The sequence below is a fragment of the Methanosarcina mangrovi genome (assembly GCF_052057765.1).
Lineage (GTDB): Archaea > Halobacteriota > Methanosarcinia > Methanosarcinales > Methanosarcinaceae > Methanosarcina.
In genome coordinates this window covers 1217773-1234021 of sequence record NZ_CP195120.1, presented here as the reverse complement: position 1 = coordinate 1234021, position 16249 = coordinate 1217773, and the positions used below count along the sequence as shown (strand labels likewise).

At 41.8% G+C, this 16249-nt stretch carries 15 protein-coding genes; 4 read left to right on the top strand and 11 right to left on the bottom strand.

Annotated features, from left to right (window positions below):
- Positions 1–43: 43 nt before the first annotated feature.
- Positions 44–436, bottom strand: a complete 393-nt coding sequence (locus tag ACSAZL_RS05705) for a hypothetical protein (RefSeq protein WP_440947746.1) — start codon at positions 434–436, stop codon at positions 44–46.
- 177 nt (positions 437–613) lie between these two features.
- Between ACSAZL_RS05705 and ACSAZL_RS05700 the strand changes: the two genes are divergently transcribed.
- Positions 614–769, top strand: coding sequence for a hypothetical protein (locus tag ACSAZL_RS05700; protein ID WP_440947745.1), 156 nt, complete (start codon positions 614–616; stop codon positions 767–769).
- A 363-nt stretch (positions 770–1132) separates the two neighbouring features.
- Here ACSAZL_RS05700 and ACSAZL_RS05695 read toward each other — a convergent pair whose 3' ends face one another.
- From ACSAZL_RS05695 to ACSAZL_RS05680, 4 genes are all read right to left on the bottom strand, one after another.
- The gene (locus ACSAZL_RS05695; RefSeq protein ID WP_440947744.1) at positions 1133–1666 is read right to left on the bottom strand and encodes a tRNA (cytidine(56)-2'-O)-methyltransferase; all 534 of its coding nucleotides are present in this window, start codon (positions 1664–1666) and stop codon (positions 1133–1135) included.
- 81 nt (positions 1667–1747) lie between these two features.
- The gene (locus ACSAZL_RS05690) at positions 1748–3268 is read right to left on the bottom strand and encodes an AMP phosphorylase (protein ID WP_440947743.1); all 1521 of its coding nucleotides are present in this window, start codon (positions 3266–3268) and stop codon (positions 1748–1750) included.
- 426 nt (positions 3269–3694) lie between these two features.
- Positions 3695–4570: a DMT family transporter gene (locus ACSAZL_RS05685; protein ID WP_440947742.1), complete on the bottom strand. Its 876-nt coding sequence runs from the start codon at positions 4568–4570 to the stop codon at positions 3695–3697.
- Between the two features lie 174 nt (positions 4571–4744).
- Positions 4745–6430, bottom strand: coding sequence for a right-handed parallel beta-helix repeat-containing protein (locus ACSAZL_RS05680; RefSeq protein WP_440947741.1), 1686 nt, complete (start codon positions 6428–6430; stop codon positions 4745–4747).
- A 520-nt stretch (positions 6431–6950) separates the two neighbouring features.
- Between ACSAZL_RS05680 and ACSAZL_RS05675 the strand changes: the two genes are divergently transcribed.
- Entirely contained in the window at positions 6951–7088 is a 138-nt protein-coding gene (locus ACSAZL_RS05675; RefSeq protein WP_440947740.1) for a hypothetical protein, read from the top strand.
- A 59-nt stretch (positions 7089–7147) separates the two neighbouring features.
- Here the strand turns inward: ACSAZL_RS05675 and ACSAZL_RS05670 are convergent, their stop codons facing one another.
- From ACSAZL_RS05670 to ACSAZL_RS05650, 5 genes are all read right to left on the bottom strand, one after another.
- On the bottom strand, positions 7148–7357 hold the full coding sequence (locus ACSAZL_RS05670; RefSeq protein ID WP_440947739.1) for a hypothetical protein: 210 nt from the start codon (positions 7355–7357) through the stop codon (positions 7148–7150).
- Between the two features lie 729 nt (positions 7358–8086).
- Positions 8087–8308, bottom strand: coding sequence for a hypothetical protein (locus ACSAZL_RS05665; RefSeq protein WP_440947738.1), 222 nt, complete (start codon positions 8306–8308; stop codon positions 8087–8089).
- A gap of 896 nt (positions 8309–9204) precedes the next feature.
- On the bottom strand, positions 9205–10374 hold the full coding sequence (locus ACSAZL_RS05660) for an ABC transporter permease (protein ID WP_440947737.1): 1170 nt from the start codon (positions 10372–10374) through the stop codon (positions 9205–9207).
- A gap of 197 nt (positions 10375–10571) precedes the next feature.
- Positions 10572–11723, bottom strand: coding sequence for a hypothetical protein (locus ACSAZL_RS05655; protein ID WP_440947736.1), 1152 nt, complete (start codon positions 11721–11723; stop codon positions 10572–10574).
- A gap of 231 nt (positions 11724–11954) precedes the next feature.
- Positions 11955–12116: a hypothetical protein gene (locus tag ACSAZL_RS05650; RefSeq protein ID WP_440947735.1), complete on the bottom strand. Its 162-nt coding sequence runs from the start codon at positions 12114–12116 to the stop codon at positions 11955–11957.
- A gap of 500 nt (positions 12117–12616) precedes the next feature.
- Between ACSAZL_RS05650 and ACSAZL_RS05645 the strand changes: the two genes are divergently transcribed.
- Positions 12617–14074 carry a cobyric acid synthase gene (locus tag ACSAZL_RS05645; RefSeq protein WP_440948790.1) on the top strand — a complete coding sequence of 486 codons (1458 nt, stop codon included), beginning with the start codon at positions 12617–12619 and terminating at the stop codon, positions 14072–14074.
- A gap of 1111 nt (positions 14075–15185) precedes the next feature.
- Positions 15186–15914 carry a hypothetical protein gene (locus tag ACSAZL_RS05640; RefSeq protein ID WP_440947734.1) on the top strand — a complete coding sequence of 243 codons (729 nt, stop codon included), beginning with the start codon at positions 15186–15188 and terminating at the stop codon, positions 15912–15914.
- Positions 15915–15958: 44 nt separating this feature from the next.
- On the opposite strand, the gene ACSAZL_RS05635 is transcribed toward ACSAZL_RS05640, so the two are convergent.
- The gene (locus ACSAZL_RS05635; protein WP_440947733.1) at positions 15959–16240 is read right to left on the bottom strand and encodes a hypothetical protein; all 282 of its coding nucleotides are present in this window, start codon (positions 16238–16240) and stop codon (positions 15959–15961) included.
- Positions 16241–16249: the final 9 nt, after the last annotated feature.

The window sequence follows — 16249 nt, the reverse complement described above, 5'->3', positions numbered from 1 at the left end:
AAGGTTCTAAAAAGATTTGTTAAAAATGGAGTTTTAAGGAAACTTATTTTCTCAGGTGCTGTTTCTTTTTACTCGCGGAAGAGTTTAGGGTGTTTAGGCTGTAGATGTATTTTTCAACCTCTTCGGAGGGGTTAAGAAAAACGGACAGGTACTCCAAAAGAACAAGCCGCGTACCCGAAATATAGTGCTTGAGCAAACCCCTGGTGGTGAGCTTATCCACCTGCTCAAGGGAGACAATTGCAAGGTACATGAGCAGGCGCACCAAAAAAACGAGATGAAGAGCCATCATCTTGACCCAGGGACTATCCGAACCGATAGCCAGCCCACAGATCCAGTTGCAGAGTTTTAAAGAGTGTGAGAGCAGCCGGATTTTGTAAAAGTGTAAAATCAGAGCCAGGACTATAAGGAGAAACACAGATCCGACTAATAAATCCATTTGCTGCACTGTTAAGTCCATATGGTTCATTTATCCTTACTTCTCGCTATTATTTTAATTTATTCTTTTTTATGGTCCGGTGTTCGATTTAAATTAGTCAGGCATTTGCTGAAAGCATGTTCAGGTTCGTACTTTTCCATTTAAAACTCACTTCAGAGAAAGTTTGTTGGAAAAAAGGTGAGAAAAATAAACAGGAAAGTCAGGAAAACAGAGGGAAAACAGAAGGAAAACAGAAGGAAAACAGAGGAAAAACAAAAGAAAAAAGAGAGAAATAGAGAAAATGAGAAGGAAAAAACAAGAAGGAGAATAAAGAAAACAAGAAATAAAAAATAGAAAGAGAATAAAGAAAATAAGAAAACGGGAAAGAAAACCGGAAGGGATGCCCGACAAATAAAGTGTCTGACAAGAAAAGTTTGTCTGCATGCACCCCTTAACCGGACCTTACCTCAATTTTCCGGAACCGTTTGGATCGTACCTGTCAGCCCCTTCTGGCGAGAACGAAAACGGGAAAACCGGATACTGCTGGTTAGCAGGAGGACTGGTCTGCCTATGACACCCATCCTATGCGGAACTTATATTTAACACTTATCTTAAAATTCGTAATAATAGACCGGATCGCATCTAATTAAAGACTTTGACTCTCAGGGACTCGTCTATTTTCGAAAAAGATAAGGAAGTGAAAATATATAGCCAGGCTTATTCTCTGATATTTTCGATTACGTGTTTGCCCCTTTCTGCGGGGACAATTGTCAGTTCAGCCCCCAGAAACTCGTTTTCAAGAGGCTCTCCTTCAGCGATCCTGTCCATTGTGATTGCAACTGCCGCAACTTCGGAATGAGGCTGGCTACCTACAGCTACATTCCAGTCTGCAAGCTGGTAAATTTCAGGAGGGACTTTTTCTGCACCTACGACGATCATGAGCTTTTCGCACTTTTTGAGTTCCCCGGTAACACCCGGCAGGTTAACCCCGTACATGGAAAGGTGGCAGACTTTTCCTCCTGCTTCTTTCCAGACTCGGATTTCCTGCTTGAAGTTAACGTTATTTTTAATGTAAAAGTCTCCGCCCCAGCGCCGGACCACATCTTCAAGGCTCTGCACTATCCCCGGGTCATCAGAAGCAAGAAGCATCCCCTCAGCTCCAAGCATCCTAGCAGTTAAGCCTACATGGGTGGTAATCCTTTTGTCCCTTTCAGGGCGGTGCCCAAGGCGCAGCAATACAATCCTCTTCATGTCCGGCTAAAACCCTTACAAGGTATTAAAGGGTTTCATTGAAGTTGCACCGAAAAAAGAAGAGAAAGGAAAATATGGGTCTTACTGGAAGCCATAAATTCCCGGGATTCTCTTCAGAAGCATGCCTTCGACTATTATCGGGTTTGTCCTCTGGGCAGTGGTCAATGCGAGATCGAGCTTGAACTCTTTTTCAGCATAGATTGTGAGAATGGAATCTCCCTTTTTGACCTGCTCTCCCATTTTCTTGTGAATTGCAACCCCGGCTCCTTTGTCATTCGGAGCTCCGGCAAGTCTGGCAATCTCAATAATCCACTTGTTGTCAAACTCAATAACGTACCCGTCTGCAGAAGCAAAAATGTCAGCAGTGTACTGCCCTACCTGGATATCATCGGATTTAATGTTCGGGTCTCCACCCTGGGCTTCGATTATCTGCCTCATCTTTTCAAGGGCTTTTCCGCTCCTGAGAGTCTCCAATGCAACTTCTTTTCCGCGGTCCCTTGGAGCCGCCCCTCCCATCTCAAGCAGAATTCCTGCAAGAGCAGCGCTCTTTTCAATAAGGCTGTTCGGACCTTCCATGCTTTCCAGCACCTTCATGGCTTCCCTCACTTCCAGCGCAGGTCCCACTTTTCTTCCGATGGGAGAGGAACCGTAGGTAATGGCACACTCAACGTTCATTCCGAGCCTGTGCCCGAGGTTGATCAGGTCTCTTGCCAGCTTCTGCCCTTCCTGAACTGTCGGAACTTTCGTACTTGGCCCGACAGGGATGTCCATTACCACATTATCAGCTCCGATAGCTCCCTTTTTTGCCATAATTGAGGCAAGCATCTGATAGTAAGGGTCAATGGACAGGGGATACTCAACCCTTATGAGCTTGTCATCCGCAGGTGCAATGTTGGTAGCTCCTCCCCAGACGAGCGCACCCCCTACCTTCTCGGAGATCTCCTTGACCTCCTCAGAGCTGAACTCAACGGGACTGAGCACTTCCATGAGATCTGCAGTCCCACCCGCACCTGTGATTGCCCTGGAACTTGTCTTGGGGATAAGAAGCCCGTTTGCAGCGACGATGGGGACAACAAGGAGAGAAATCTTGTTTCCGGGTACTCCCCCTATCGAGTGCTTGTCCATGATAGGATGGGTGTCAAATTCGATTGTATCTCCGGTATCAATCATAGCCCTTGTCAGCCATTCGACCTCGTCATCAGTCATCCCGTGGATATAAGAAGCTGATATAAAAGCCGAAAGTTCGACATCACTGAGGTTTTCCTCCACGATATCGCTTACAAGCAATTTGATCTCATCCTGAACAACAGGCTTTTTGTCCAGCATCTTCTTGATAATGCCTGCAGATTTTGAGCGTAATGCCGGGACAACTTCAACCGGCTTATCCCAGTCCTCGAAGTGCTCGTAAACTTCAGAAAAAACGCCCAGAGTACCCGGAGGAACCATATCCTCGGTTGTGTCCACAATGGCAGAAATGCTCTGATGCCCACGGATGCGGACCCTATCACCCGGATTTATTCCCAGTTCCTTCGCATCGGCAATATTGAACATCACTTTATGCTGCCCGATTTTTATATTAAAATGTTCAAGATTCAACCTCATTGACTAAACACCTTCCTTTTCATTCTCAATATGATTGTGACTTTGTCATTGTAATTTATTTCGCCTGAATCAGCCATCTATTTATTTTAGACCGGATGATTGCAGATGACCTGAAAGAAAGACCTGGAATAATCAGAACGGTCATATTAATTAGCAAATGTGGAGAAGGTAATAGGGTTAATTTAGACCAGATATTAAACTGAGGTGACATATTAACCTTCACACTATTTCAAGTGATTCCGTAAAACCCCCTTCCGGAGCAAAAGAGAGTCTCAGGAAAAAAGACTTCAGGAAAAAAGACTTCAGGAAAAAAGACTTCAGGAAAAAAGACTTCAGGAAGAAAAAATTAAATGAGAACATATTGAAGAAAATATTAAAAATAGTCTTGAAGGAAAAAGGTTCAGGCAGAAAATTAACGAAAAAAGCTCACTTTCGTTCCTGTATCAGTACAACTGCTATAAGTACGAGCAGAACCCCTGCCAACTGCCAGCCCGTTAGCATTTCCCTGAAAAAGAAAAAACCTGCAAGGGTACCCACAACCGGCTCTATCGTTGCTACTATGGAGGCTCTGCTTGATTCGACTTCCTCGAGCCCTTTCGTGTACAGCAGGTAGGCAAGTATGGTGGGAAAAAAGCCCAGGCCTGCAAGGTAGACCCAGAAAGTCCCCGTAGAAAAAGCCCCTGCAGAATTTTCAAAGTTGCCAAGAGGCAGAAGAGCAAGGCTTGCAAAAATGAAAGTATAAGCTGCAATTGTCATTGTATGATACTTTTCGAGAGCGGCTTTTCCGAAAATGCTGTAGAGGGCGTATCCGAAACCTGCCCCTAACCCTATGAGAAGCCCTGATAAGGAAAGGGAAAGAGAATCCCCGAGTCCCGGAAGATAACCGGTTACAAAAGCACATCCTATAAGCGTTAGCCCCAGAGAAAAAAGCTTTTTTATACCCAGACTTTCCCCGAAGAAAACCCTGGAAAGGACTGAAACAAATGCAGGGGCTGTATAGAGCAAAGTAACGGCAACTGCAATAGAAGTTTCCCTGATTGTGGTAAAGTAACAGAGGTTAAAGAAAGCAAGGCTGAAGATGCCTGTCCCTACAAAATAGAGAGAGTCACGAACCCTTATTTTCAGCAGTTCCGGCCTGGTAAAAAGCAGGTAGACCAGCATAAGAACAGCCGCCGATAAAACCCTGAGCGTCACAACCTGAAGCGGAGAAAATCCGAAACCGTAAAAGCCCCGAACGAAAATTCCTATCGTACCCCATAGGACCGCCCCTGCAGCAATCAGTAAATATGCCCGTTTTTGCATTTCGTAACCCTCTTTTGCCAGACCTTCAATTTAGTATACCTGTTCCCATTTGAAATCTTCGTTTTATGGAATTTGTGACCGAATGATCGACAAAGTACCGAAAGTTCTGCAAAATCACAAATCTTAAGAAGTTATCGAGCAGAAAATTTAATTCGGTATATAAAAATGGAAAAATTATTTACCTTTCAGGTTAATATCCATTACTTCCACTCCAATTAATTCCTGGTGTGAGTCCCCATAAACAGGATTTGGATATTCATAGTATCTTTTTGTGTAAATTTCAACCAGTACATGATGTTGCTTTTCTTTTTTCAAATCGAGCGGATGGCTATATTGATATGGTTTTGAATACTCTAAGGTGAGAGGTTCTCCATGTAACAGGGTGTAATCCCCTAATGTGCTTGCAGAACCCATTGAACCGATATGGATATCAACTGGTAAAATGTCTGTTTCAGGGCTCTCTCCAAGGTTTAGAGACTGTGAATTCTTGTGCAGATAAACAAAGTCCATTGAGAGATTCCCTCTTACATAACTATCATTTATTGCCCTATTATCAGTCACTGCCCCATTATCAGTCCAGTTAATATTATTAATTTCAACATTGTTCTCAGGCAGACCTGACTCAAATGGGAAGTACCATGCGACAATTGCAAGGATCAATAATATGAACACGAGAAGCAGGATCTTCAGAGATTTCAATAGTAATGACTCTTTTTTCAGGTAAAATACCGCCCCTATTACTACAAGGACAAGAAGAGCAGACATCAGTTTATTAGCGGTCAGCCGGTTATCTATTGTGTTCGAAAAAATCTGATTTTCGGATAATTTTTCTGTTTTAATTCCTATTTCATTATTTAATAAAGTGTTGTTTTCGATGACATTGTCTTTAGTATAAATGAGAAGTATGCCGTATTTGCCGTTGGAATTTATTGTATTGTTCCGGATAAGGGCGCCGTCACCTCTGGAATAGATTCCGTTTTCATTGTGTGAAAGCTCATTGTTTACGATTCTATTATTTTTATTTGCATGAAGGAGGGTTAAGCCCGAATCTCTATTGAAACCAAAATTATTGTTTTCCAGCCGGTTAGTTTCCGAATCCCATACAACAGAACCGGTTAACATATTATTGACGGCACTGTTGTTTTCTATTTCATTATTAAAAGATGAGGTTAAACAGATACCATGCTTGTTTCCAGTAGCAGTGTTTTCTTTTACGATACTGTCATTTGTTTTGAACAGGGCTATCCCATAATTCTCATTAAGGCTTGCATTGTTATTGGAAATTATATTGTTATTTGAAGATTCGACAATTATTCCATATCGATTATTGAAAACCGTATTTTTACTTATGACGTTGTTATTCGAGTCGGATATGTTTATCCCGTGCAGGCTGTTTAAAAATAAAGAATTGCCTTCGATTTCGTTTTCCCGGGAAGAGGAAAGTAGAATGCCGTCTTCAACGTTTGAAATACTGTTATCCAGGATTTGACAGTACATGGCATTGTCCAGATATATCCCGGACCTGATTTTGCTCTCATTTTCGGCTATCAAATTGAAACCGATTATGCTGGTATTCGATGAGCTTATGTGAAATATATGATTTGAAGAGTTTGTAACTTTGACAGTTACATTAAACGAGTTATCATCTGCAGTTTTTAATGTAAGTGGTTTGTTGATGAGCAGGTTTTCAGAATAAATCCCACTGTGTACAATAATGATATCCGTATCATTTGCATTATCAACGGCATCCTGAATCGAAGTATAATCTGCATTTTTGAATCCTACTGTGATCACATCAGCCGATACGGGATTTGTTGAAAAGAAAAGAAGTAGTGTAATCAAAACAGATTTCAATTTCATAAAATTACCTTCTGGATAAATCCATTGTTTGTTTGAGCCCCCGGCTTGAAAAATCCTGTATCACTATAAGGTCAGACACCGTCAATTACAAGTAACAATGGGTCTGCGTGATTTTTTTATCTGCATCTATGCTCCGGCTTTGAAGATACCTTTTGCCCGTGTGCCATTCATCAAGTTATAATCTCTTCTTCGAGCGTTCAGGGTTCAAGCCAACTCTGTAAGTTTAGTTTGGATTCACCCTCATATTTTTACAATGTGAGATGAGATAATCGAACCTAACTATATTAATGTTTTTTGACCACATCATCAAACTAAAGAATAAATTATAACGCTAGTCAATTAAGAAATAATATCATAAAAGAAATAATATCATAAGTTAGAATTTCGATTAACAATACACCCTAATGAAGCTGTTTTTACATTGATCTTCTTGAACAAAGCAAAGCTCAGCTAAAACCTATAAAGCAGTCTACCTGAACAAGCGAAGCCCCCCACTACTGGAACCTATAAATTAGCCCTCTTGAGCGAAGTTTCCGATTTAAACCTTCAAATTAGTCTGCTTGAGCGCAGCGAAACAGACCTCGTGCTCCCGAAGCGAAATTCGGGCTGCAGAGCCGCAACTCTGCTGGCGCAACTCTGCTCAAAAGTAAGGATATAAAAAATAATAGAGTAAAAAGAGTGTCCCTTAATAAAAAGTAAGTATGAACTGAAATGCAGTTATTTGTACTTATATATGGAAACCAGACCCCTGGCTATAGCTATTGAAATAATGGATATTAGTACTGCAGTTAGGAGAACCATGAAAAGATTTTCCTGTTCAGCAAACTGGAACATAAAATAGAAGAGAATAACACTCAGCACTACTCCAACAAGCAGCAGAATTGCTGCCGGTCCTCCCAAAATCTTTTCGGTATCCTTCTTGCTCATACAGACGATCTCTCCTGAGGTAGTTTACCAGCAAATTATAATTTCAAATTATTTTTCAAGTCAGACATTTTTCTTTCTAATCTTTTAAAGATCCTGGTCTTTTTAAGGGTCCTTACTTCCGTAAACCTGAAAGGAATAAAACTAAACGAGAATCATTTTCTGACGGGAAGAAGTGATTTTTAACTCATTCCATCAACCAGAGATAGCAATTCATTAGTAAAGGTGATCTCTAAAGCTTTAAGCATGCCGATTCTCAGGATATTATAGAAGAATCGGGTTATTGAATTACATGTTTCAGGTATGTACAGCCTTCTAAGTTCCAAATAAATTTATAGTTTTTGATTTCGAAAACCCATGATACCCTTGGGAAACCTGTTTTCGGGATTATAAATTGCTGTTCATCCTCTCGAATTGTGACTCGCTCGAATTGCTCCTCGGGATCGCAGGAAATCGGAGATTTTCTGGGAGTTGCGATGTAATGCAGCAGCAAATAACATGAAAAGAGCAAGTACTAAAAAATAGGAAAAACTCGACGCGAGTACAAATAAAAAAGAATTAAGCACTCATTAACAGCACTGTTTTTACTCTGTTTTCATGCCTGGAGGCACAGCGTTCGTGACGGGGGACTACATAGCCTGAAGGTGCCGTATTCAGAACTTCTGGAATGATATACCGATCGATCAGAAGTTACCCAATTGCTTGAAAAACAGTAATTGGAAAATTAAGTTTTTAGAGAAACTCAAGGCACAGGCACACGTAATATTCTCTTGCAATCTTTTTAAGCCAGTCTGGAACTATACAGTACCTGTCAACAACAAGCTCGTTCAGGTAGTAGAGGGACTCTTCGGTTTTGCATTCACTGAGCCTCTTTACAGCGGTCCTTCTCGCCCATGCAGATTTCTCTTCGTCAAGGGCTTCAAGATAAAGCTGGTATTCTTTACTATCATCCATTACAGTAAAATTATCTACCAAAGAATATAAATATTTGTATTCGGTGTCAGCAACAGAGATATCCAGAGTTTTTCAAGTGATTTTAATGTGATCTGGGCGTATCTTTCGACGAGTGGGACATTTTTAGGACCAATCGAGGAAGTATCCGGATAGTTGGCATGGACAAACTGATAACGCAGGGTATAAAACGTAAGAATTTCTGATTCCAGGGATAAGGGACCGAGAATCCTTTCTCAAATGTTAGCTTTGTGCTACAGGTTAGAACACAAAAACACAAATATACGGTACAGACATAAATACAATTTCAGAAATTCGGTTCCAAAAAAGGTAGATTCGGGTAAGTAAAAAATAGGAAAAAAGAATTCCCATGCAGTGATCAGTTGCTGAGAATTCATGCACAAGGTCTTTTTGTTCGCTATTGTTCGCTATGCTTACGAAGTAAGTAATCATTCGTCAAAAAAGATATATAATTACCGGGATTGAAATTTCAACCCGGCTGACATATTGTCTCGCGTTGAAATGTTTAACGCAAACAATTATTTTAAGGCAAACACTAATTTTTTTCTCCTTCAAAAATTATTTTGAAGTAGATGCCGAAAAGAGCTAAAAACGGGCAAGAATTACTAATTTAACAGACTAACTTCCGTGTGTAGAACATACATATTCAACTATACTTATGTGCCCGGTTATACCAATCTATAATCATTTATACTTATCTGTACTCCTTATTTTACCTGAGTTTTCATTTTATACTTATGTCTTATCTGTACTCCCTATTTCACCTGGGTTCTGGAATTATAAAGCTTCATTTCCCGGAGGTTATATTCCTCGAACTGCCAGATCAAAGCTCCGGAAGGAGGTTATATCCTCTCTAAATGTCAGATCAAAGGGAAGTTTCACCTTGTACTTATTGATTTTACAGGATCCAGCTTTGCCGCCTGCCGCGCAGGATAAATTCCGGTAATCAGATTCAGCAGGAAAACGGCGGCAATAATTAACACGATGTCCTGAGCGCGGACAACAATCGGGATAAAGGAAATACCACCGTAGACATCCGAAGAAGCTGCCGGGATTTCATACCCGCCTATTGCCAGGGATATAAGAACTCCTGCAAAGGTACCGAAAAGGGCGCCCAGCAGGCCGAGAATCCCACTCTGAAGAATGAAAATCGTCTGGATACTTGAGACCGGGGCTCCCATAGCGCGGAGCATCCCTATCTGGCCAGTTGCGCCGATAACCGAAAGGTTCAGGGTACTGACAACGCCAAAAGAGGCTATGACAATAATAAGCCCGTAGACGACATTGTTTGAAGTACTTTCGATAGCAATGGTACGGAGGATTGCAGGATTTGTCTCGGTCCAGCCTTTTGCCTCGTAACCGGTCTTCCCGATCTCGGCTGCGATTTCCCGATCCATATTGAAATCCTGGAGCCGGACTGAAATACCGTTAACAACATCCGGGACATCATAAAATTCCTGAGCAGTATCCAGAGAAGTATAAGCCAGGGATTCGTCCAGAGGAGAGCCCGTATGAAAGATCCCCACAACCCGGAGCGAAAGGGGATTTGCATTTGGGAAAGATACATCTACAGAATCTCCCAGGTTAACTTCAAGTTTCTCCGCCAGCCTTGAGCCGATAACCACCGTATTTTGTGAAAACTCGAGTTCCCGGAAACTGCCTTCAACCATATCTTCTTCAATCGAGCTGATTTCACTTTCCTGTAAAGGAACTACACCCTTAAGCTCGGCATTGAAAGAATTGTCCTTGAACCTGAAAGAAGCCTGTCCGGTAAGAAAAGGAGAAACTGCAGTAACCCCTTCGATAGAACTTATCTCTTCCATGAGTGTCCCGTAGAGATAGATGTAATCCTCGCCTTCCTGCGGAGAGACCGAGACTTGAGGGAGTTTGTCGACGGTAGTGTCGTAAAGCTCCTCGGTAAAACCCACCATGAGCGCCTGGGAAATCGTGAGCACCATCACAGCAAGGGCTATTGCGCCTACCGAAAGAAGAGTCTGGAATTTTCTTGCCCGGATCTGCCTTAGGGCTATAAAAAGTTCGTAACGCATGGGATTCACGGCTTTTGAACTTTAGTTGGATTTTTTTCTGTCCTGATTGTTTTCTGTCCTGATTGTTTTCTGTCCTGATTGTTTTCTGTCCTGATTGTTTTCTGTTCGGATTGTTTTCTGTCCTGATTGTTTTCTGTCCTGATTGTTTTCTGTTCGGATTGTTTCCTGCTCTACGCCTCACTTTTACACGAAAGAGTTTAGTGCAGCTTTTTGAAAAGGGAGAAAACCACAGCAAGCCCTGCAACTCCGGTGGCAAATGAAAAGCCAGGGATGCCATTTCCTCCGTCTTCTCCTGAGGTTTCATTTCCTGCATCAGGGCTCGCTTCACTTGCATTAGATGCGGAAAGGTCAGACTCGATAATGGTTTCCCTGCGTTCGATAACATCTCCATTGTTGCCGAAAAGCTCGATTTCAAGCCTGTAGACTCCTGCCGTAAGCCTTTCTTCCCAGGCAACCTCAACCGTCTCGTCATCATCGTTCAACAGTACGGGGACTCTTTCCCGGACGGACTCGACAAACACGGAACTGCCACTCCCTGAGCTTTCCTGCAGTTCATATACGGAAAAAACCAGATTTCCTTCAAAAGGCACTTGGGAACGCCCTAAAACCGTTGCACTTGCTCCGGTTTCATCTTCATAGATGTCAGTAATCTCTGCATCGTCTATGGCGGTAAAATTCTCTGCTGATGCGATGAAACCTCTGCTGGGGGAATAGACCCGGACCTTAACCCTTCCCGTGTACTCTTTATTGTTTTCGAGGAGAGTGCCCCAAGATGCAGAAAAGGCTTCCGGCACGCTGGTCAGGGATACCTTTTCAGTTTTTGTACTGTAAAGGACATCATGTCCGTCCACAAGCATGTATTCGAGATCAAAAATTGAAGCCTGATTGGGGGAGAGCGCAACGGTGATCCCTTCGGAATTGGGGACAAGATCATCGACCTGAAGTCTGGACGCGGAGTTGCTGCCGTAAACAAAATCATATTCCGATTCTGAAAGTACTTTTCCCTGGTCCAGAAGCCTTGCCCTTAAAGTGTAAGCCCCGCGTTCGGCATTCCTGATATCCCAGAAGCCAACTTTCATGACCCTGGTATTTGCAGGAAAACTCCCGGTTGAGAATGTCTGTGTAGCAATGGCCTCTTCATTCCCCCTATCCGGCCTGACCAGAGAAGCCTCAAGGATCAGGTCCTCTTCCGGCTGGTTTGAGTAGAGTGTCACATCATAGGACTCAAGGTCACTGTAGAGTTCGGATATTCGGACCTGGTGTGTTCCGTCGACCTGAGAGGTATCTGCTGCAGAGGCCTGGGGGACCGATATAAGAAATAAAACGAGTAAGAAAAGCAAGGCTTTCATGATCTTTTTTCCCCTGTTCAATAACAAAAAGATTGTTCTGATCTTATTTAAAAGAAGTGCAGTCAGAGAAACAAGTTATTTTCTACTTCCCGATTACAGGTGGTTCCTGACTGACTGCTGATCCGTTCCGGTACCCGAAGAGAATCTTTCATTATTCTCACCCTGCACCACACCGGCTTGAGCAGGCCAGCCATCCAGACAAATACTTTGCTTGATCCCGGAAACTATTTTTCAATTAACAGTAAATACAAGCGCCTCCGCCAGCCCGTCTGGAGGCCCTGCAAAAATAGAAAGAAAAAAAGATTTGAAAGAGAAATAAGGCCTAATTATGCCAATTTGCCCTTTTTTCCTCTCTTTTTTACTCCCAAGCATTTCCAATAGCTTTACTTTCAAGCTTTTCTTTTTTTCTTTTTCGTTTTCTTTTTGTTGGAAAAATCATCCTGCTGGGTCTCTTTATTTTACCGTTGTTTTAAGTTAGTCCTCTTGAACGCAGCTCACTTTTTCCCATAATAGTCTGCTTGAGCGCAGTTCACTACTTTATCCCAAAATTGGCCCTCTTGAGCGAAGCGAAAAGGGCAGCGTACTGCAGAGCCGCAACTCTGCCGGCACAACTCTGCTGGCACAACTCTGCCAACAAAGATTGAGAAGATAAAAAAATTGAATAAATAAAGAATTTTTTTGAGTTAAATAAACAAAACCTGCAGTGAATCCGAAAGTATTTATTCTATAGTTGAAGTATAAGATGACAATTATTAAATCTAAACAAGTTTACTTGATTTATCGCTCTGAGAGCAGAAATCTCACTGCCGGTGTTACTGAAATATTTAGCTTACCTGAAAAGCTTTTTACCTGAAATATATAAAACACGTGTTCGAGCAGAAGGTATGGTAAAAATGGAGAAGAAAAGCCTCTTAATCCTGGGAACCGCCTCTCATGTTGGAAAAAGTTCAGTTGTGACTGCCATATGCAGGATTCTATCCAGAAGCTACAGGGTTGCCCCCTTCAAGGCCCAGAACATGAGCCTGAATTCCTGGATCACAAGAGACGGAAAAGAAATCGGAATTGCACAGGCAATCCAGGCAAAAGCCGCAGGTACCGAACCCACAGCAGATATGAACCCGGTTCTCCTCAAGCCCAAAGGGGACTGTGTTTCCCAGGTAATCCTGCTGGGGGAACCTTATGCTGACAAAAGTGCAGGCCAGTATTACGACTCCATTGAAGAGATGCAGGCAGTCCTTAAAGGGGCTCTCGAAAGGCTCTGGAAGGAACACGACATCATTGTTATGGAAGGGGCCGGAGGAGCTGCAGAAATCAATCTCTATGAAAGGGATATCGTAAATGTAGGGACTGCAAGGCTTACTCAGGCTCCCATAATCCTCGTAGGAGATATTGAAAGGGGAGGCGTGTTTGCAAGCCTTTACGGCACGGTTGCTCTTCTGCCCGAAGATGTAAAGAAAAATGTCAAAGGGTTCATAATAAACAAATTCAGAGGCGACCCTGAAATCCTGAAACCGGGACTCAAGCAGCTTGAGGAAAAAACCGGAATCCCTGTACTCGGAGTTCTGCCTCATTTCAAGCTCCGCATCCCCTCAGAAGATTCGGTCTCCCTCGGAGATAAAGAAGGGGCTAAGACCGAAAAAGAAATCGAAATTGCAGTAATCCGTCTGCCCAGAATCTCAAATTTTACGGATTTCGAACCCCTTGAGGGACTCGTAAAAGTCCGCTACGTAGACATTGACGAAGACCTCGGAAACCCTGATGCGATCATGATCCCCGGCACGAAGAACACTGTCAACGACCTTCACGACCTCAGGGCAAGCGGGATGGCCAAAAAAATCCAGGCTTTCAAAGGAAAAATCCCGATCTTCGGGATCTGCGGCGGCTACCAGATGCTTGGCAGAACTATCTTTGACTCCGGCGTGGAAAATGGAGTAGAAGCCGAGTTTGAGGGCCTCGGGCTCCTGGATATAGGGACAAAGTTCGGGGAGTATAAAAAGAGGACAATCCAGGTAACAAAGAAAGTTAACGGCCACGGGCCTATCCTGAAATCCATAGATGGGGAAGAGATAAAGGGTTACGAGATTCACATGGGCGTTACGGATTCGAACCGTACTGTTTTCGGAGACGATGGTGCTATTGATGAAGAAGGCCTTGTGATCGGCACATATCTTCACGGGCTCTTTGATAACGGGAATATAAGAAATGCCCTTGTCCGGTACCTCTATGAGAAAAAAGGGCTTGAGTACGGGCCTGAAGAGATCGTAAGCGAAAACGATGCCTATGAAGAACTTGCAAATATGTTTGAGCAAAACATCGACATGGAAAAGCTCTATGAGATTGCAGGGATCTGAAAAATACTGCTGAAAAGAGAACAAAGCCGAAAACACATTCATCAGGTGCTGCTGTCCTGCAGTACCTGAACCTGTTATATGAAATCCAAATAACTCTGAAACGGATCGGCGTTGAAATCGACACGGAGATATGTTTTAAAAGATATTTTGAGCGGGGCCCGGCAGGACACTGGGAATACCAGGTAACAAAAAAGTACTATTGGGGTAAAGTACAATTCGTGCGGAGGCACAATTGCTGTTCAGGGCCCGCTCAACATTCAATTATTTTTATTGCTAACTATTTATTCATTATGAATTTGTTCTACTTAATTGAGATAAGAAGCCGGACAATCTGAGAACAGATTCGTGACTATTTTTCCTAAAGCTAATATAGAAAGGAACACTACAGTCTTAAATTAAGAAAGGTAATCTGTTAGAGCTTTTTGCCGAAATGTATGAATTATATTTTTCTATGCTCTATCCTTCTGTGTTTCTGTTTTTCTGTTCTTCCATTCTTCTGTGTTTCTGTTTTTCTGTACTTCCATTCCTCTGTGTTTCTGTTTTTCTGTACTTCCATTCCTCTGTGTTTCTGTTTTCTACTGGAATAATAGACAGAAAAAATAAAGGAATGGAGGGAAAAAGAGCTATGCAGGCGGAAAAAGAATGTTAATGATTTGTGAGTCTGATGTTGAAAAAAGAGGTTGTTGAGCGGTAGGGGGGAGAGAATATGGGGAGTATTTGGGAAAGAAAATTTGATACCATTTGGGGGGCTAGGTATGTTTGCTCGTAGAGGGCGAATAAATCCCAGAAAGTTAACCACTCAACAGTACTTATCTTTGCTACATAGTATTTATGCCTTCTGAATTTATCTTACTTATCTAAGATCCCCAAACTTTTATTTTTATTTGAAGATCTGATTTAATACAAAGTAAAACAGAATAGTTAAAATTTTAAAGATTGTTACAAATAGTTAAATGTAAATAAAAATTATAAGACAGATAAAGTATGATTTACTAGAAGAAATATATTTCAAAGATAATTCTGAGAAATTCTAACTTATCAAATATTATTATCAAGTATTATTACTTATGTCTGCAAGGAAAACGATGCAGACATCAACTGGAGGATTTTTTTGAGATATGAATTTAAGAGGAAACCCCTCTTTATGATAATCCTGTTTTGTGCAGCCGCAGGAGTCTTAATAGCCCCTGCATCTGCTGCTGTTACAGACTGGGAGTTATCTCCGGCCTGTCCCAGCGCAGGAGATGTTATTAGAATTTCCGGTGAGGCAGCAGATAATGAAATCATTGAAGTATCCATCTTACATGAAGAAATGGTGCCGGTCTCAGGGAAAAAATATACTTATCAGATAAACAAGCTGACAATTCCATCTGGCGAAGATAATTCCTTCAAAGTCACTGCAACCGGAGAAAACGATATTGAAGTCAAGGACATGAACGTAAGAGTCAAAAAATTTAAGTGGTTCACAAGACATGCAGATGCCCTGGACGGAACTGTTACAGTATCCCAATCAAATGTACCGTCCTGGATGAGTTATTTTGTTAAAATTGACGGAGATGTTGTCTTCAAAAAAGAAGAATCTTCGAAAAATAATTTCAAGGTTAATTCGGACAATGGACAGGTTAAACTTGTGTTCAAAACCTCATATGAAGCTGAAAAAGCCGATTCAAACGGAGATTTCACATTCACCTATGATACGAACTCGCTTCCTGAGGGCAATTACACAATAAACATAGGTGACATTGAAAAAGAATTTACCCTTAATACGGCAAAAGAAACAAAAGAAAAAAAGACTTACCTTAATTTTTTAAAAAATTTCAATTTGATAAAAAAGAAATAAAAGGTTATTAAGCTCAGCCTTTCTAAGGACCGTTCGATCGGTGTTTACTCCAGCGTTTCATTCGGTCGGTGTTTAATACCGAAATAAAGAATGAAAAACAAAAAAGAAGTTAGCTCAAAAGAAACATTAGCCCCACAGAAACATATCCTTTCCTGTGGAGTTATCTTTTGAGCTAACTTATGAGCGAACTTATGAGCTAACTTTTGAGCTAACTTCTGAGCTATCTTTTGAGCTAACTTCTGAGTTATCTTTTGAGCTAACTTCTGAGCTAACTTCTGAGTTATCTTCTGAACTATCTTTTTATTTCCTGCATCAATTAAGGTCAACAGCGGCCT